The 18,144-nt window shown below is 67.0% G+C and carries 18 protein-coding genes; 10 read left to right on the plus strand and 8 right to left on the minus strand.

Going from position 1 to position 18,144, the window contains the following annotated elements; genetic code table 11:
- Positions 1-26: 26 nt before the first annotated feature.
- From ACFQRJ_RS02430 to ACFQRJ_RS02465, 8 genes are all read right to left on the minus strand, one after another.
- The gene (locus ACFQRJ_RS02430) at positions 27-269 is read right to left on the minus strand and encodes a hypothetical protein (RefSeq protein ID WP_377016665.1); all 243 of its coding nucleotides are present in this window, start codon (positions 267-269) and stop codon (positions 27-29) included.
- A gap of 79 nt (positions 270-348) precedes the next feature.
- Positions 349-1,233, minus strand: a complete 885-nt coding sequence (locus tag ACFQRJ_RS02435) for an SDR family oxidoreductase (protein ID WP_377016667.1) — start codon at positions 1,231-1,233, stop codon at positions 349-351.
- 258 nt (positions 1,234-1,491) lie between these two features.
- Complete coding sequence (locus ACFQRJ_RS02440) at positions 1,492-2,361, minus strand: aldo/keto reductase (protein ID WP_377016669.1); 870 nt, start codon at positions 2,359-2,361, stop codon at positions 1,492-1,494.
- Positions 2,362-2,456: 95 nt separating this feature from the next.
- On the minus strand, positions 2,457-3,218 hold the full coding sequence (locus ACFQRJ_RS02445; protein ID WP_377016671.1) for a VOC family protein: 762 nt from the start codon (positions 3,216-3,218) through the stop codon (positions 2,457-2,459).
- A 32-nt stretch (positions 3,219-3,250) separates the two neighbouring features.
- Positions 3,251-4,144 (minus strand): carbohydrate ABC transporter permease, encoded by an 894-nt coding sequence (locus ACFQRJ_RS02450; protein WP_377016673.1) that lies wholly within the window; start codon positions 4,142-4,144, stop codon positions 3,251-3,253.
- The gene (locus ACFQRJ_RS02455) at positions 4,141-5,112 is read right to left on the minus strand and encodes a carbohydrate ABC transporter permease (RefSeq protein ID WP_377016675.1); all 972 of its coding nucleotides are present in this window, start codon (positions 5,110-5,112) and stop codon (positions 4,141-4,143) included. Before ACFQRJ_RS02455 ends, ACFQRJ_RS02450 begins: the two co-directional genes overlap by 4 nt.
- Entirely contained in the window at positions 5,109-6,416 is a 1,308-nt protein-coding gene (locus ACFQRJ_RS02460; protein ID WP_377016678.1) for an ABC transporter substrate-binding protein, read from the minus strand. The genes ACFQRJ_RS02455 and ACFQRJ_RS02460 overlap by 4 nt, the downstream gene beginning before the upstream one ends.
- Positions 6,417-6,588: 172 nt before the next feature.
- Entirely contained in the window at positions 6,589-7,785 is a 1,197-nt protein-coding gene (locus ACFQRJ_RS02465; protein ID WP_377016680.1) for an ROK family protein, read from the minus strand.
- A 115-nt stretch (positions 7,786-7,900) separates the two neighbouring features.
- Here ACFQRJ_RS02465 and ACFQRJ_RS02470 point away from each other — a divergent pair, with 115 nt between their 5' ends.
- From ACFQRJ_RS02470 to ACFQRJ_RS02515, 10 genes are all read left to right on the plus strand, one after another.
- The gene (locus tag ACFQRJ_RS02470; RefSeq protein ID WP_377016682.1) at positions 7,901-8,698 is read left to right on the plus strand and encodes a sugar phosphate isomerase/epimerase family protein; all 798 of its coding nucleotides are present in this window, start codon (positions 7,901-7,903) and stop codon (positions 8,696-8,698) included.
- A 154-nt stretch (positions 8,699-8,852) separates the two neighbouring features.
- On the plus strand, positions 8,853-9,812 hold the full coding sequence (locus ACFQRJ_RS02475; RefSeq protein ID WP_377016684.1) for an endonuclease/exonuclease/phosphatase family protein: 960 nt from the start codon (positions 8,853-8,855) through the stop codon (positions 9,810-9,812).
- A 411-nt stretch (positions 9,813-10,223) separates the two neighbouring features.
- Positions 10,224-11,531, plus strand: coding sequence for an extracellular solute-binding protein (locus tag ACFQRJ_RS02480; RefSeq protein ID WP_377016686.1), 1,308 nt, complete (start codon positions 10,224-10,226; stop codon positions 11,529-11,531).
- A gap of 8 nt (positions 11,532-11,539) precedes the next feature.
- Positions 11,540-12,508 carry a carbohydrate ABC transporter permease gene (locus tag ACFQRJ_RS02485; protein WP_377016688.1) on the plus strand — a complete coding sequence of 323 codons (969 nt, stop codon included), beginning with the start codon at positions 11,540-11,542 and terminating at the stop codon, positions 12,506-12,508.
- 5 nt (positions 12,509-12,513) lie between these two features.
- Positions 12,514-13,395 carry a carbohydrate ABC transporter permease gene (locus tag ACFQRJ_RS02490; protein WP_377016690.1) on the plus strand — a complete coding sequence of 294 codons (882 nt, stop codon included), beginning with the start codon at positions 12,514-12,516 and terminating at the stop codon, positions 13,393-13,395.
- A gap of 39 nt (positions 13,396-13,434) precedes the next feature.
- Positions 13,435-14,262, plus strand: coding sequence for a ThuA domain-containing protein (locus tag ACFQRJ_RS02495; protein WP_377016692.1), 828 nt, complete (start codon positions 13,435-13,437; stop codon positions 14,260-14,262).
- Positions 14,259-15,443 carry a Gfo/Idh/MocA family protein gene (locus ACFQRJ_RS02500; protein ID WP_377016694.1) on the plus strand — a complete coding sequence of 395 codons (1,185 nt, stop codon included), beginning with the start codon at positions 14,259-14,261 and terminating at the stop codon, positions 15,441-15,443. The genes ACFQRJ_RS02495 and ACFQRJ_RS02500 overlap by 4 nt, the downstream gene beginning before the upstream one ends.
- A 44-nt stretch (positions 15,444-15,487) precedes the next feature.
- Complete coding sequence (locus ACFQRJ_RS02505; protein WP_377016696.1) at positions 15,488-16,468, plus strand: LacI family DNA-binding transcriptional regulator; 981 nt, start codon at positions 15,488-15,490, stop codon at positions 16,466-16,468.
- Positions 16,469-16,553: 85 nt separating this feature from the next.
- Positions 16,554-17,444, plus strand: a complete 891-nt coding sequence (locus ACFQRJ_RS02510) for a protein NO VEIN domain-containing protein (protein WP_377016698.1) — start codon at positions 16,554-16,556, stop codon at positions 17,442-17,444.
- A gap of 104 nt (positions 17,445-17,548) precedes the next feature.
- On the plus strand, positions 17,549-18,115 hold the full coding sequence (locus ACFQRJ_RS02515) for a hypothetical protein (RefSeq protein ID WP_377016700.1): 567 nt from the start codon (positions 17,549-17,551) through the stop codon (positions 18,113-18,115).
- Positions 18,116-18,144 lie beyond the last annotated feature (29 nt).

Raw genomic sequence — 18,144 nt, forward strand, 5'->3', positions numbered from 1 at the left:
GGAGCGTCTGTGTGGGTCGTGCCCGGTCAGGCGTCTGATGCGCCTGGGTTCTCGCTGTCCTCTTCCCAGACGAGCTCGGCGTCGACCTCGTTGCCGGTCATACCGGCTGCATCCTCGACCTCGTCGGCGTCGGTGTCGTCCGGCATCGGCTCGGTCTGGCGGAACTCCTCGACGTGGTCGGGCTGGGTGCCGTCGACCATGCCGCTGGTCTCGTGCTTGAGCTCGTCGTCGAGGTTCGGTCCGTTCTTGTCGCTTCCGCGCTGAATCATGGTGCTCTCCTTCTGCAGTGGAGCGCCGCTGTGGGTGGCGGCCTGCTTCGAGATCGGTGGCGGGAGGGCAACTCTTCGCTCAGACCCCCTTGCCGCCGGTGACCGGCAGCACCGCGCCCGAGACGTACGAGGACTGCTCCGAAGCCAGGTAGACGTAGGCCCCCGCCAGTTCGGCCGGCTGCCCGGCCCGCCCCAGCGGCGTGCTCTGACCGAACTCGGGCAGGGACTCGGGCCACCCGGTCGCCGGGATCAGCGGCGTCCAGATCGGGCCCGGAGCCACGGCGTTCACGCGGATGCCCTTGGGACCCAGCTCCTGAGCGAGTGCCTGGGTGAAGGCGACCTGCGCGGCCTTCGTCATCGCGTAGTCGATGAGCGTGGGGCTCGGCTGATACGCCTGGACGGAGGAGGTGGTGATGATCGAGTTGCCCTCCTGCAAGTGCGGCACGGCTGCTCGTGCCGTCCAGATCAGACCGTAGAGGTTCGTCTTGAAGACTCGATCGAACTCCTCGGTGGGCAGCTTGTCGAAGCCCTCGCGGTCCTTCTGATAGCCGGCGTTGAGCACGACGAGATCCAGGCGGCCCAGCTCGCTGACCGTGCGCTCGACGGCCTCTGTGCAGAACTGCTCCTCACGGACGTCACCGGGGAGGCTCAGGCACTTCCGGCCCGCCTTCTCGACCCAGCTCTTGGTCTCGTCGGCATCGGCCTGCTCCTCGGGCAGATGCACGATCGCGACGTCGGCCCCTTCGCGGGCATAGGCGATGGCGACGGCGCGCCCGATCCCGGAGTCGCCGCCTGTGATCAGAGCGACCTTGCCGGTGAGCTGATCGGTCCCGACATAGCTCTCCTCGCCGTGGTCGGGCTGGGCGGACATGTCACCGGTCAGCCCGGGCTGGGCCATGTCCTGCTTCTCGAAACCCTCCTCGCGGTGCTTACTGGTGGGGTCCTGGTTCGACGGATCGCTCATCGCGGTGCCTCTCCTAGCCGAGTTCGCCGGTGCGCCAGCTCACATGTTCATCGGTGAGCGCGATCCTATGAGCGCCGCCGAAGAGGTCTCAACCGCGCGGCGTCCGGCTGTGCAAGGAAGAGTTGGTACTGGGACGAGGTGACCGGGCGTCCGAGATCGAACCTTGATTTGACCAGCGCGAACGCTCAGTAATCGCGGATGGCACCGGCGTGACCGTCTTGACCGGGTGGTCGGTCCGGGTGCGCTGGGCGGCGGCCCTCAATGCAACCAGAACTCCTGCGCGGGCACGAGCTCCTCGATCTCGTCCCAGACCTCCGGTGCGACCTCCGTCGCGAGGGCGTCAAGAGTCTGAGCGATGCGGGACGCCTTGCTGAATCCGACGGCGGTGGATGAGATTCGCGGATCTCGCACGGAGAATTGTAGGGCCAGCGTCGAAAGGGCTACTCCCGCGGAATCTGCGACGGCCTCCATCCGTCGCGCGGCGTGCAGGACCTCATCCCTGATGGGAAGATACCCGTAGAGCGTATGAGGCTCTTGAGGGCGGGCGAGGACTCCAGCGCCGAGCACGGCAGCATTGATAATGCCGACCCCGTCGGCTGCGGCTCGGTCGTACAGCGCGTCGGCGCTGCGATCGATCAGTGTGTACCGGGAGTGCATGAGCAGCACGTCGAAGGCCCCCGTATCGAGGAATCGGTGAGCCAGCTCGATGCTTCCCGTGGCGATCCCGAGATGCTCTGCCACCCCGTCCCGTCGCGCTGCGAGCAGAGCATCGACGGCACCGCCGGGCGCGAAGAAGTCAACGTCCGGATAGTACTCGGGATCGTGCAGATGCAGCAGGGGGAATGCGTCGATACCGAGTCTTCGCTGAGATTCCGAGATAGACGCTTGCACCCGCTCGGCGGAGTACTCGCCGTCACGCCCATCGACCTTCGTGGCGATCACCATATCCGCGGGCACGCCGCCATATTTGCGCACAGCGTCGCCGATGCGCTTCTCACTCTCACCTCCGGAGTACCCGTTGGAGGTGTCTATAAACGTGATCGGCGAATCGAAGAGTGCGGCCAGAAGTTCGGAGGCGTCGTCCCGGCTGACCTCGTAACCGAAGATCTGGGGAACGGATCCCAGCACGCCGCCACCTGCACAGAGCGCGGAGACCCGCAGTTGGGTACGGCCGAGCGGGCGGGTCCATGCTGAGGCCCCTGGCCGGGGGAGGCCGGCTGAGCTCATGCGCCGGCCCGGCGCAGGGGGAGACCGTCCGGATCGAGGGCCGCATCGGACACCGGCGTGGAACCGGCCGGCGGCCATCCCCCGCCGTCGCGGAGCACGACGGCGTCGAAGCCGGGAGCGCCGGGACGATGCTGCGGCGAGACCGTCTCGGCGTCGTAGGTGAAGATCTCGAGCACGCTGTCGGACTCTTTGAGGAACCGGATGCGGAAGCCTCGCGGATCGTGCGCTTGCTCGATGGTCCCGTGGTGCCGAAAGCCGAGCGGGGCGTAGAAGGATTCCGTCTGTTCGAAGCTCTCGACGGTCTCGGCAACGTGGTCGAAGCGGGGGCGCTGCGGGACCCCGAGCGCATGCTCCGCTTCCACTAGCTGTTCATCCACGACCTCGTGATACTTCAGATCGCCCTGCACCAGTTCGAGGAGAGTTCCGTCCGGATCGTAGAAGAAGGCGATGCGCACACCACCGGTGGCATCGATCGGTGCGAGGTGGATCGCAGCTCCGTCGGATTCGATCTGGGCGAAGAGTCGATCCGTGTCGGAGACCTTGAAGCCGATATGACGGAAGCCGCGGTGCAGATCGTCGGTCGACCACGCCGACTCAAGACTGCCGTCGACGCGCTGGAGACGGATCGTCGCGGTGACCACGTCCAGCAGAGCGTGATCGGTGCTCTCCTCCAGCACCTCGGCCTGAAGATGCTTCTCGTAGAAGGTCCGGGACGTGGTGACGTCGCGAACATTCACGATGATCGATTCGATGCTCATATGGTGTCTCGATTCTCTTGGGTTGGTGATTGTCAGCTCTTGACTGCGCCTAGCGTCATCCCGGCGACGAACTGTCGTTGGAGGAAGACATAGACGAGGACGACGGGAATTGCCGAGAGGGTTAAGCCGGCACTGAGTGTCGTCCAGTCCGTGGAGTATTCCCCTTGAAGGGAGAACAAAATGGGCTGCAGTGGTAGCTTCTCGGGGCTCTGTAGGATCGTGTTGGCCATGAGAAACTCGTTCCACGTCGTGAGGAATTGGAAGATCAGTACCGTGGCGATGCCTGGCCGGGCCAGAGGGAGAACCACGCGCAGGAACACGATCAGCTCTCCCGCTCCATCCACACGCGCAGCGTGGACGAGCTCATCGGGCAACGATTCGAAGAAGGCTCGCATGAGGAACATGGAGAACGGTGCGGCCCCGGACGCGTAGACGATGATGAGGCCGAGCTGCGTGTCCAGTAGACCGAAGGTGCGCAGTTGCAGATACACGGGAATGATGAGCGCCGTGCCCGGCATCATCAGCGTCGACAAGAGCGCGATGTATATCGTGTTCTTGAACGGAAAACGTAGCTTCGCGAACGAATAGCCGCACAGTGTGGCGAGCACGAGGACGATGCTGCAGGTCGCGACGGTCATCCAGATGGAGTTCCAGTAGTGGCCGATGAAGCCGGTGAACTCGAGGACTCTGGCATACGCATCGAAGGTGATCCGCTCTGGCAGGAAGGAGCCACCGAAGACCGAATTGGACTCCCGGATCGAGGTGAGGATCATCCAGACGAAGGGGTAGACGGTCGCGATGCTGATGATGAGCAGGATGGTGCTGTTCAGCCACCGTCCCGCTCGGGCCTGTGTGCGCATCGACGTGTTCGATCCGCGTGAGGTGCTCGATGTGCTTGTGGTGCTGGATGCGCTCAATGTGCTCATCGGGAGGCCCTCCTGCTCAGCCGCATCTGGAACAGCACGGCGACGGTGCACAGAGCCATGACGATCACCGACAGACCAGAGGCGTAGCCCAGCTGTGGGACCGAGCCCGAGGTCGAGCCGAAGGCGAGGTCGTAGAGATAGGTGCCCAACACCTGAGTGCTGTTGTTCGGGCCGCCGCCGGTCATGACATAGATCAGATCGAAGACTTTGAACCCATTCATGAGGTTCAGGGCAATGACGATCGCGGTGACGTATCGGAGGCTGGGCAACGTCACGTGCCGGAATCGCTGGAGCGTGCCCGCGCCATCGACCATCGCAGCCTCTTGCAGGCCTGGATCGATCCCTTGGATGCCGGCAAAGAGAATGAGCATGCTCATTCCGAGCCCCTGCCACACTGCCACTACCATGAGCGCCGGGATCGCCGAGTTCGCAGATCCGAGCCAGGGATGGTTGAAGCTCTCAAACCCGAGATTCTGGATGGCGGCGTTAAGGGTCCCGAAGTTCGGGTCATAGATCAGTCTCCACAGGACGCCGGAGACCACGAAGGAGACGATTCCCGGCATGAAGAGAGCGGTGCGGACGAGCACCGAGATCGGGCCAGGGACCGACGCGACCATGGCTGCGATCACCAGGGGAATGGCGGTCTGGAGGGCAGTGGTGACCAGTGCCCACGCCACGGTGAGAAGGAATGCGCGGCGCGTCACGGGGTCGGAGGCGGCCCGCGCGTAGTTCTCCAATCCGATGAACGACGCTTCGCCGAACCCGCTCCATTCAGTCGTGCTGAGGTACACGGTGCGGAGGATCGGATAGCCGACGAAGAGAACGAACAGCACGACAGTGGGTACGACGAACCCATAACCGGCAAGCATCTCCTTGCGGCGGATCGGGGGCACTCCTCGTCGACGACGAACGTTGTTGCCGGGTACGGCAGGGGGCGATGATGACTCACGCGTCGCCGTGGAGGTCATGATGCGGATCCGCGGGCGTTCATCACGGCATCCTGCATCTCCTGCGCGACCTGCTCAGGAGTGCCGGAGCCATCGAGGATCTTGGCGAGCGGACCGCCTACCTCGGAGGACCCGGGGCCGAACGGGATGTGGGGGCAACCGTCGCCGTCGACCAGCCAGGAGGTCATCTGCTCCATCACCGGATTCTCGATGTCCTCCGCAGCTGCCTTGGTCGCGGGCATCGAGTTGGATTCGTTCATGAGCCTCGAGTACTGCTCCTCGGAGTAGAGATACCGGAGGAACTCCAAGGTGGCGTCGCGGTTCTTCTCTTCCGAGCTGACAGCCCAGCCTGCTCCTGCCTGGTTCGCTGTCCAGTGCTGCGCCCCACTGCTGATCGCAGGATTCTTCATGACTTTGTAGGACTCCACGAACTCCGGGTCGGCATCCTGCACGAGACCCTGGGGAGTCCATGAACCGCTGAAGAGCATCGCTGCCCTGCCGGTATAGAACAGTTGTGTGGCCTCGGGGCCCTGGGTCGCTCCGGCGCCCTCCTGGAACACGTCGCCCTGGACGATCTTCTCGAACAACTCGAGTGCCTCGATCACCTCCGGTGAGGTGTACTCGAAGCCTTCTTCACCCTTGTCGAGTTTGAGGTACCACGTCGGATCATCGGTGACCTGGGTGATGAGAGGGAGGAAGAAGTCCAGGCCGCTCGTTCCGGGGTTGAACGACGCAGCCAAGGGCGCGATACCGTTGTCTCGCAGCTCAGCAGAGGCAGTGATCAGGTCGTCCCAGGTCTCCGGCTCCCCGTCGATCCCGGCGTCCTCGAATTGTGCGGGATCGTAGAAGATGCCGAAGGTCTGGGCCATCCATCCGATGGCGTACTGCGCTCCATCCTCGGTGTATTGGTTATTCGCGGACTCGAAGAACTGATCGGTGAACTCGGATCCGAGCTCTGCCTTGATGTCCAGACTGATTCCGTTCCTGCCGTACTCCAGTGCGCGGGTGTGCGGCGCGAAAATCTCCGGCAGATCGCCGCCGGACACGGCGGCCTGCAGTGCTGGGAGGTACTGATCGGGGCTGCCGAAGATGCGGTTGGTGACGGTGATCGAGGGATGGTCGGCCTCGAAGGCCTCAATCACCTTCGGCAGAACCTCCTGCTGCTCGCTGTACCACGACCACATCCGGACTTCCGTCTTCCCGCCTCCGGCCCCGCCGCTTCCGCATGCGGCGAGAGCGGGCGCAGAGAGGGCGGCCGCGGAGGATGCGGCGCCGGCTTTGAGTGCACTGCGGCGAGAGATGTGCGGTGACTGTGACGTTCCCATGGTGAAGCTCCTCGTTGAACTCGCTGTATGACGCGGCGATGGGCTGGGTTACCTTTCTAAACCTGAGTAAGTAGACGTGTTAAGGGGTCGGCGACGCTTGCGGGAGCAGGCGAGGGGCCGCCGGCCAGGTCAGCGGATCCGGAACGCCCCAAGGATCAGGCGGTAAGGGTGGTCAGACCGCCGCGGCCTCGTTGCGGAGCACGGCGATCGCCGCACCGAGGGCCGCGCCATCGAGCCCCAGGCCGGAGAGGCGAACCGACACGCTGTGCACCGGCCGCATGAACGACAGGTGATCCAATGCCTCCTGGATCGTGGCGGCGAAGATGTCGCCGACGAACTCCAGAGCGGGGCCGGCGAGTACCACCTCACCGGCGTCGAGGGTATTGACCAGACCCAGCACCGCTTGTGCCAATCGTTCGGCGGCGCCGGAGATGAGTTCGAGCGCTCCGTCGTCCCCACGTGCGGCGCCGCGAGCGAGCTTCTCGAAATCCGACCGGATGGTGTCGCGGGCACCGTCGAGCCCGAGCCGCTGCGCAAGCTCAGGCCGCGCCATCGCGGCCCGGACCAGGTACTGGGGCGCCGCGATCCGTTCTAGGCATCCTCGATTGCCGCAGTTGCACTCCGGACCGTCCGGGTCCAGAGGCAGGTGGCCGATCTCGCCCGCATTCGACGAAAGTCCGCCATAGAGCTCGCCGTCGATGACGATCCCGGCGCCGATGCCGTTGGCGACGTAGACGGTCACGAAATCGGAGGGGGTATCGCGCGCCACCCAGTGCTCCGCGAGGGCGGCACAGCCGTAGTCCTTCTCGAGGGTGGCGGGGATGGAGGTGAGTTCGGTGAACTGTTCCTGCACGTCGAAGTGCTCCCACTCGGCAGCGACGCTGGAGAGGCGCAGCTTCTTCTTCTCCGCGTCGAATCGCCCGGGGCTCGCCAGACAGGCCCCGGCGACGTCGGAGCTGTCGATCCCGGCGGCGCTGAGCATCTCGAGCACGGCCGCGGCCACACGCTCGGTCACATCATGCGGAAGCTCTCCGCGCGTTCCCGTCAGCTCTCTCGCTGCGAGGATCGCGCCACTGAAGTCGGTCAGTACGCAATTGATCCTGGTGTCGTCCAGGACGACACCGAGGGCATACATGGCGGTCGACGCAAGTTTCAGCATGGTGCGCGATTTGCCGCGCCCCGTCGAGTCCCGTCCGGCCTCCTCGACCAGGCCGGCCTCGAGGAGGCGGCGTACGGTCTTGGAGATCGACGTCTCCGTAAGGCCTGTCGCATGAGACAGTTCGACACGGGAGATCGGGGACTCGCGGCGAACGAGATCCAGGATCGCCATCGCCGTCTCGGCGGCCGTGCGACTACGAAGTGGGTTCACGGACTACTCCTCGGGATAGCTGACGCCGTTCAGCGAATTCTTCCTTGCCTCGACGGTTCCCGGCCACCATACTTACTGAACGACAGTAAGGAAGCGGTTGTCGAGGAGGACAAGCATGGCACGCAGGGGACTGGCACTGTACGCGGTCCGCGATGCACTGGCCGAGGATGCGGAGCGCACTCTGGAGCGGGTGGCGGAGATCGGGTTCGAAGGAGTGGAGCCGTTCGGGCTCGGGAACCCGTCGCTGTCCCGTGGGGACCGCCTCACCCGCGCGAAGATGCTCCGGCGCTGTATCGATCGGGCCGGGCTGGATGTCAGCTCCGTGCACACGCGTTTCCCGGCTCCCTCGGAAATGGATTGGCTGCTGGAAGAACTGGCCATCGTCGGCACCTCCGTCGCGTTGGCAAGCGTGCCGGAACACGTCCTGGGCTTCGGCCGCGACATCCTGGCCCGGAGGGACGGTGTGCAGCGTTTCGCCGAGGCCTTCGGCCGGCTCGCGGACAAGGCCGGGCAGCATGGAGTGCGCGTGGGCTATCACAATCACTGGTGGGACTGGCCCGAGCTCGAGGACGGCTCGCGAGGATACGACCGATTCTTCGAGGAACTGGATGGCTCGGTGGTTGCTGAAGTCGATCTCTATTGGGCGCACACCGCCGGACGCTCCCTGCCGGAACTGGTGCAAAGTCTGGGTGAGCGGGTCCGCCTCGTTCACTTCAAGGACGGGCCCGGGCTCAGCGATGATCCCCTTGCGGACCAAGTGCCCCTAGGGTGCGGGAGCGCCGACCTCGCCGGGGCGGCCTCAGCACTGCCCTCGCAGGTCGAGTGGAACCTGGTCGAGCTCGATCGCACCGCGATGGATCCCTTCGAAGTCGTCTCTCACGGCTACCACTGGCTCGACGATCAGGGTCTGTGATCCACGAGGCCGGCGCGGCAGCGGGGCCGACGTCAGGTCGACGATGACGCCCAGGTGCCGAGGTCGTGAACTGTCGAGGGCTCGGGGCCCGCGACGCCGGTGCCGTTCCTAGGCTGGCTCGCGCCCCTGTTCCCCTCCACCTCAGGAGATCCTCATGGCCCGCCCGATCGACCGTCGCACGCTCATCTCCGGCTTAGGCACCGCCGCCGCCGGGGCCACGGCCGCCGCTGCCTTCGCCGCACCCGCGGCCGCTGCTCCCGCCGCGCCAGGCAAGGGCGGCCCGAACCGGCCCCTGATCGGCAGGGCGACGCGTGGGCGTCTCCACGTGATGACGTTCAACATCCGCCTGGACCGCTCCACCGAGACGCAGCCGGGCGATCCCGACCACTGGCCGGACCGTCGGCCGATCCTGATCGACCTCCTCGAGCGCGAGCAGCCTTGTCTTCTCGGGGTCCAGGAAGCCAAGTATGCCCAGCTCAGCGCAGTGGAGGAAGCGCTGCCGCGTCATCGCATGGTGGGGTACGGCCGCCAGGGTGGGAGCAACGACGAGTACTCCGCCATCTTCTACGACGCCCGGCGGTTCGACGTGCTCGCTTGGAACCAGTTCTGGCTCTCGGACACACCGGACGTGATCGGCTCGGCCACCTGGGGCAACAACGTCACTCGCATCGTCGTGTGGGCGCGACTCAAGGACCTGGCCAGCGGCGAGGAGTTCGCCATGATCAACACCCACTTCGATCATGAGTCGGAGCCAGCCCGGATCACGAGCGGCGAGGCCATGATCGAGCTGTTCGAGGGTGGTGAGCTCGATGAGCTGCCCACCATCGTCACCGGCGACTTCAATTCCATCGCCCATGACTCGGGGGCCTACACGACCCTGGTCACCGACGGCCCGACCGTCGACACCTGGGACAGCGCCGAACAGCAGGTCACCCCGGCGTGGGGCACGTTCCCCGGGTACGAGGACCCGGTCGAGGACGGTGAGCGCATCGACTGGGTGCTGACCACCGAGGACATCACCACCCACGAGGCCGCCATCAACGTCTCGCGGGACCGCGACGGTTCCTACCCCTCCGACCACGCTCCGGTCCAGGCGCTGATCTCTCTGCCCTGATTCCCACGGACGCTCGGCCCGGTGCCGGTGCCGGTGCCGGTGCCGGTGCCGGGCGCCGGTTGTGACGGAGCGGAGGAGCGACGCCCTCGCCCTGCGCAGTGATACGAATCGATGGCGCGTCACGGTCGACCGCGGACCGCTGCTGCTGCCCAGAGCTTGCGCGAACGGCAAGGCTTGGCACGCGGAGCTCCGCGGGCGCCCCCGTTCTCCGACTCTCCGAGCCTTGCGTCCACGCAGAAGCTGCGCCATGATGGCGGTCGTCGCAGCGAGCCCACCCGGTGTCGGGACGCGGGCATCGCTGCGCCAGATACAGCCAACCCATTCGCCATCGTCGACGACTGTCCCCGTTATCGATACGAATCGATACGCGTCGCGCACCACCCGACGTGAGACAGAGGAAGCAGGACGAAGATGTCTTCGAACTCCCGGCCACGACGCCCCCATCCGCCCGCCCGGGCCCGTCCGGCACGCCTCGAGGCGACCGCGCCGCCTCGCTCGGGCCTGACCCGTCGGGCTCTCGGCCTCGGTGCCGTGGCGGCCCCAGGGCTGCTGGGCCTGGCCGGGTGCGGATCCGGCGGCGGGACAGGAGATCCGGACTCCATCCGGATCGTGGACTACTACAACACCCCGGCCGATGACGTCGCCATCAACGGCACCTTCACCACCTGCGCCGAGGAGCTCGGTCTCAGCTTCTCCCGGGAGCGCGTGCCCGGGGACCAGCTCATCGCCAAGGTCCTGCAGATGGGGTCCTCGCGCACCCTGCCGGACCTGCTGATGCTCGACAACCCCAACGTCCAGCAGGTCGCCGATTCCGGGGCTCTGGCACCGCTGGCGGATTACGGGATCACCACGGACGGGCTCACCGCGCCGGTCGCCGACCTGGGGATGTACGACGGGACCCTGTACGGCATCGCCCCGACCGTGAACACCATCGCCCTGTTCTACAACGTCCAGCTGCTCGAGGACGCGGGCGTCGAACCTCCCACGACCTGGGACGAGCTGCGCGCCGCCGCGGAGGCGCTGACCACCGAGGACCGCTACGGCTTCGCGTTCTCCGCGATCGCCAGCTACGAGGGCACGTTCCAGTTCATGCCGTTCATGTGGTCCAACGACGGCGATGAGACGGATCTGGACGGGGAGGGAGTGCTCGGTGCCTCCCGCTTCTGGTCCGACATGGTTCGCGATGGGCTCGCCTCGCGCTCGGTCGTGAACTGGGGCCAGGGCGATGTGATCGACCAGTTCAAGGCCGGCAACGCCGCGATGTGCATCAACGGGCCGTGGAACATCGCCGGCTTGACCGCGGACACCCCGGACCTGGAGTGGGACGTGGTCACCATCCCCGTGCCCACCGCCGAGCACGACTCCGTCGCACCCCTGGGCGGCGAGGTGTGGACCGTTCCGATCACGGGGAACGAGGAGAAGCAGCGCAAGGCCGCCGAGCTGCTGAAGGCTTTCGTCGCTCCGGAGAACCAGCTGTACATGGCGGGGGAGCGCAACACGATCCCCGGTGACGCCGACGCTGCGGAGCGGTTCGCCGAGGAGAACCCCGACCTGAGGACCTTCGTCGACCAGGTCTCCACCGCCCGCTCCCGCACGGCGCAGCTCGGCCCCGACTGGCCCCGCACCGCCAAGGCGATCTACACCGCCAACCAGCGGGTTCTGGTTGATGACACCGACCCGGCGGACGCGTTCGACGAAGCCGCCAAGACCGTCAGCTGAGGAGATCGATGATGACCACCACCCAGCCCACCGCCGCGAGGTCGGGGCTCGCGGAGTCCGGCGGAGCGCCACGGACGCCCAGGCGGCGCCGCCATCGCGGGGACCTCATGGTGCGCTACGCGTTCATCGCCCCGGCCGCGCTCTACATGGTCCTGTTCTTCGGATACCCGATCATCAAGAACGTCGTGATGAGCTTCCAGAACTACGACTTCGCGACGTTCTTCAACGGCCAGGCCCCGTTCGTCGGCCTCGACAACTACGCCGCCACGTTCTCCGATCCGATCTTCCTGCGGGCCCTGGGCAACACCGGACTGTTCACGGTCGGCTCCATCATCGGGCAGTTCGTGCTCGGCATGTGCCTGGCACTGTATTTCCGCAAGAAGTTCCCCCTGTCCGGGTTCCTGCGCTCGTTGCTGCTGCTGCCGTGGCTGCTGCCGATGATCGTCTCGGCAGCGGTGTGGCGATGGATCCTGGAGCAGGACAACGGGGCACTGAACGAGTTCCTCACCGGGATCGGACTGATCTCCGACCCGATCCCCTGGCTGAACAGCTCCGATACAGCGCTGATCGCCGTGATCATCGTGAACATCTGGCTCGGCATCCCGTTCAACGTGGTGCTGCTCTACAGCGGCCTGCAATCCATTCCCGATGAGCTCTACGAGGCCGGCCAGCTCGATGGCGCCACGGGCTGGACGTCGTTCTGGAACATCACCCTGCCGATGCTGCGGCCGGTCGTCAGCGTGGTGCTGCTGCTCGGGGTGATCTACACGATCAAGGTCCTCGACCTGATCATCGGACTGACCGGCGGCGGCCCGGCCAACGCCACCCAGACCCTCGCCACCCGCAGCTACGAGATGTCCTTCGTCGAGTTCGACTTCGGTCAGGGCGCCGCGCTCAGCAACATCCTGATCCTCATCGCCCTGGCCTTCAGCCTCGTCTACCTGCGCGCCAACGCCGGCGCCGAGAAGAACGGATGACCCCGATGAGCACCGCCGCTCCCGCCTCGCCCGCCGGCCACTCCGCAGGGCCCGCCCTCTCCGGCGCCCCGCGCCGCACCCGACCGGGCCGCTCCTACCTCCACACCGTGATCGGCATCGTCCTGGTCGCGATCATGCTGTTCCCGGTCTACTGGATGGTCAACGCCTCCCTGGCCCCGGCCGGCAACAGCCTGAACATCCAATGGCTCCCGCTGAACCCGGACTTCTCGGGCTACTCCCGCGCGATCGCCGATCAGGGCCCGAACCTCATCACCTCGCTGATCGTCGCGATCGGCGCGTGCGCCCTGTCCGTCGTGATCGCGGCCCCGTGCGCCTATGCGCTCGCCCAGTTCCGCATCCGGGGCACTGCGGCGCTGCTGTTCTTCGTGCTGATCAGCCAGATGATTCCCGGCATCGTTATCGCCAACGCGCTGTACACCGTCTACACGCCGCTGGGGATGGTGAACTCGATCCCGGGCCTGATCCTGGCCGACGCCTCGCAGGGCATCCCGTTCGCGATCCTCATCATGCGCGCCTACCTCGAGACGTTCCCGGCCTCCATCGTCGAAGCCGCTCGCGTCGACGGCTGCGGTCACGTGAGAGCGTTCTGGTCGATCGTGATGCCGGTCAGCCGCAACTCGCTGATCACCGCTGGCATCTTCTCGTTCCTGTTCGCCTGGAGCGACTTCCTGATGGCCCTGACCCTGACCACCGGCGAATCGATCCGGCCCGTGACGCTGGGCCTGTACACCTACATCGGCACCAACGACACCGACTGGAGCGCCGTGATGTCCACGGCGGTGCTGTCCTCGCTGCCCGCGGTGATCCTCATGATCGTCGCCCAGAAGTACGTGGCCGCCGGTGCCACGGGCGGCGCCGTGAAATAGGCCCGACCCTCTCCACCATCCCCCTCGAAAGGACAACCCATGTCGACCCCTGCTGCATCGTCCTCCGCCTCCGCCACCGCACCGCCTCTGCGCGTGACCGTGTGGGGCGAGAACCGCCACGAGAAGCGCGACCAGCGCGTCCGGGACATCTACCCCGACGGAATGCACACCGCCATCCGTGACGGCATCGTCGAGCACCACGGCCAGGACGTCACCACGCGCATCGCACTGCTCGATGACCCCGAGCACGGTCTGAGCGAGGAGGTGCTGGCCGAGACCGATGTGCTGACCTGGTGGGGCCATATGGCTCACGACGAGGTCTCCGACGAGGTCGCCGAGCGCGTGCAGAAGCACGTGCTGGCCGGCATGGGGCTGGTCGTGCTGCACTCCGGGCACTGGTCCAAGCCCTTCACCCGCCTCATGGGCACCACCTGCACCCTGCGCTGGCGCAACGAGGCCGACCGCGAGCTGGTCTGGACCGTCAACCCCAGCCACCCCATCGCCGAAGGCATCCCGCACCCGATCATCATTCCCGAGCAGGAGATGTACGGGGAGCACTTCGACATCCCCGTGCCCGACGAGCTCGTGTTCGTCTCCTCCTTCAGCGGCGGCGAGGTATTCCGCTCCGGGTGCACGTTCCGCCGGGGCAAGGGCAAGATCTTCTACTTCAGCCCCGGCGACCAGGACTACCCCGTCTACCAGCAGCCCGAGGTACGCCGTGTGATCGCCAACGGAGTCGGGTGGGCCCGGCCGGCCGTCGCGGACCGCCAGGTGCCGGTGCTGGACCGCTTCGAGACGGAATGGTTCGTCAAGGGGACCGCGGGCCAGGGTGTGGGTGACGCCGCGGCCGCCGGGAAGGGCGCATGAGCGCCGCCGACAGGTCTGCACATGAGGGTTCCCGTCCCGATGCCGGGACGACCGCGGCCACCGGCGACGAGCACTCGCCCGTGAGAGTCGTCGTCGTCGGCGCCGGCGGGATGGGCCGGGCATGGATCCGTACCGTGCTCGCCTCCGAGGCCGCGCAGCTCGTCGGCGTCGCCGACGTGATCGACGGGACCGCCGAGAACGCCGTCACCGAAGTGGTCCCCGAGCACGAACGCCCGGGGATCCTCGCCGGCACGGACCCGCTGGCCATTGCTCGCCAAGCGGGCGCCGACGCGCTCATCGACGTGACGATCCCGGCCGCGCACCACCCGGTCACCGCCGACGCCCTCCACGCCGGCTACCCGGTGCTGGGGGAGAAGCCCTGCGCGGCCACCCTCGCCGAGGCCGTCTCGCTGGCCGGTCACGCCGAGACCACGGGGAAGCTGTTCATGGTCTCCCAGTCCCGCCGCAACAACCCGCATCTGCACGAGGCCCGGCGCCTCGCCGACGAGCTCGGCGGCGCCGGGATCCTCGACACGCAGTTCTACCGGGCGCCGCGCTTCGGCGGTTTCCGCGAGGAGATGGCCCATCCGCTGATCATCGACATGGCGATCCACGCCTTCGACGCCGGGCGCGTCCTCGTGGACGGCAACCCCGTCTCGGTCACCGCGAACTCATCGAACCCGCCATGGAGCTGGTACGCGGGCGACGCCGCCGCCACCGTGGTGATCACCTACGACAGCGGCGCGGTGCATACGTACAGCGGCTCCTGGTGCGCGCCGGGCCGGGAGACGAGCTGGAACGGTGAATGGACGATCAGCTGCCCGCGAGGATCCGTCGCCTGGGACGGTGAGCGGCCACCGTCGGCCCAGAGCGAAGGTGAGGACCCGGTGAGCGGCCGCGAACCGTCGGCCGGAGCCCGCTGGGAGCTGGACGCATCCCTCGCCGAGTTCTGCGAGGCGCTGCGCACCGGGGCGAGGCCGGCGAGCGAGGTCCACGGCAACATATGGACCCAGGCGATCGTCGAGGCGGCCGTGCGCGCGGCGGACGAGGGTCGCAGCGTCCAGCTTGCCGAGGTGCTGGATGAGGCGCTCGAGTCCGCCCGCGTCCTGGATGCGGCCGACGGGCGCAGCACGGCGCTGGCCACGTGGAAGACTGGCACCTCCGGTCTCAGCATGCACTAGCTCGCCGGGCGCAGCATCGCGACGATGGAGGAGGAGCCGCACCCGTGAGGAAGAAGCCGCCGACGAGCCAGGACGTCGCCCGTCTGGCCGGTGTCTCCCAATCGACGGTGAGCTACGTGCTCACCGGCTCCCGCCCCATCTCCGAGGCCACCCGCCGGCGGGTCGAGAACGCGATCGACAAGCTCGGCTACCACCCCAACTCCGGTGCCCGCACCCTGCGCTCCCAGCGCAGCGGCGTGATCGGACTGATGGTCCCTGAGGCCGACGCGGACGATGGCGTGCTGATGATGTTCATCGGCGCCATCGCCCGTGAGGCCCAGCGCTACGGCTACGACATCCTGCTGGTGACCGCGCAGGAGGGCGCGCGCGGCATCGATCGCGTGGTCCGCACCGGCGTGTGCGAGGCGCTGATCCTCATGGAGCTGGGCCGGCACGACGAGCGTGTGAACGCTGTGATCGATTCCGGTCTGCCGTTCGTGACCATCGGCAAGCCGGACGAGTTCCCCCACGGATCCGTCGTCGATCTGGACTTCGAGCTGCTGGGTCGAATGATCGTCGATCGCGCGGTCGAGGAGGGGTGCGCCCGCCTGCTGCTGTTCGGTGCCCCGGGAAGAAAGCGCGAGCGCAATGATGTCGCCCGCTTCCTCGCCGGCATCGAGGACTACGCCGACGAGACCGACCTCGACGTGGTTCTCGACGCCGGGCCCCTGGCGAAGATCCCCCACCGGGCTCTGCGGCTGACGCGGCCCGGTGAGCGCACGGCCCTGTTCGGGATCACCGGGGTGCGCCAGGCGCTGTTCGCCATGGCCGCCGATGGCGCGCTGGTCGATGACACCCGCATGCTGATCGCGCTGAGCGGAGAGGACCTCCGGGACGTCAGCCCGCTGCTGGCCGCCGTGCCCCAGATCGACCCGCGGCGGGTGGAGATCAGCGAGCTCGCGGTCCAGGAGCTCGTGCGCCTGCTGCGCGTGGACGGAGCCGGGCCCCGCACCACGCTGGTCGAGCCGAGGTGGCTGGAGGGGTGAGCGGCCCGGATCGGTATCGCGCGGCAGGTGTGCCTGACATGATCAGCACATGAGCCCCGCACCGCGCAGTACGCGTCTGACTTCGATGACGAACAGACAGGTCGAGGACGCCGCGGTCGAATTCGTGACCGCGTACGAAGCAGCCGCAGGCCGGACGGCACGCGACACCCGCCATGTGCCCGGCAGCCCCGCCGACATGGTCAGCACCGACGACGGGACGGGCGAAGAGCGGCTGATCGAGGTCAAGGCCTACGGAAAATCCGCTCGCGGCGATGACCTCTGGCTCGAGGAGCCCCAGGTGGAGGCCGGGCGGACCCAACGCAACTTCCATCTCTACGTGGTCGACAACGTCCGCTCCGGTGATCCGCTGCGGATGCGGCTGCTCGACCTCTCGGGTGACATGCTGAGCGAGCGGCTCGCGGCGGCGAAGAAGCGGACCTACTACACGGTGCCGTTCCCCGTCTCCGTCTACGACTCCCTGGCAGGGCGAGCCGTGACCTGCGCGATCGTCTGGCGGATCATGGACGCGGTGGCGGTGCTCCACGAGCGCGGCTACCACCGGATCAGATTCCTCCCCGCCCTGTCCCCGTCGGGCATGCACCTGCGGGTGCACGTCGGGCGGGACGCTGAGGTGGGCGACTCCCTCGACCAGCTGCGGGACGTCACGAAGGTGGCTCGCGGCTCGTTCGGCGGAGCACTCCGCGATGAGTGGAGCTTCGCAGAGTCGACACTGGTCACCCGGACCAGCGCCGAGACGATCGCAGAGCGGATCCTCGCCGTGATCCCGCCGGTCGAGGCCACCAGTGATGATCCGGGGTACGTCGCCTGGTTCGCGGGCCTGCTGCGTCGCAGCCGTGCGCTCGGCGAACTCCCGGTCGCCTCGCAGGGCCGCGACCTCGTCGCCGGAGGCGCCGGCACGGACATGTGGTTCATCGGCGACGTGCAGCACACCGGCCCGCCGGCACGCCTGGCCTGATCTCACAGCGACTGTGCCGGTCGAACATCGAGGTCCGGGCGATGTGCTCGGGGTCACGTGTCCGGACCTTATAGTGCAGCTTCTGGCGGGCATAAGGTGACTCTATGAGCCGAATCAATTCCGCCCTGGAAGCCGATCAGATTCTCGATGCCATTCTTCGTGACTCGCCCGACGAGCAGGGCTCGCTCGCTGACCTGACGCCTGAGGTTCTGGCCGGGACGCGCGAGGCATATGACGCGCTGTACCGGCGCGAACAGCCGGTGCCTCTGCCCGTGCTGCATGCCCTCGCGGCCGTGGTCGCCGATTGGCAGGGGAGCGGTCCTCTGGCGGACTGGCACCGCGCCAAGGGAGCGGATCCACGGATCACCGCGGCCGACCCGATCCGCAGCGAGGTCCATGGCCTCAGCGCCGCCACCGTCCAGGCGCTGCGCGACCACGTCGACGGGTTGTCCCTCTCGCCGGCCCTCACGACGGCTCGTGACCATGAACGTCTCGCCGCGGCAGGCGTCGGCGCGCCGGTGGTGGTGCTGGTCAGTCGACTGGTGGCCTTCGAGACCCATCTCCAGCGCCTCGTGACCGACGTCGCCGCCCGACGCGGGAAGCCCGTCCCGGCCGCCGATGCGCCGACTCGCCCGTCGCTCACGCGGACCCCGATAGACGCTGCGGCGTGAATACCCGGGCCTCTTGTCGATAACGGTCA

The organism is Brachybacterium sp. GCM10030252 (assembly GCF_042666535.1).
Taxonomy (GTDB): domain Bacteria; phylum Actinomycetota; class Actinomycetes; order Actinomycetales; family Dermabacteraceae; genus Brachybacterium.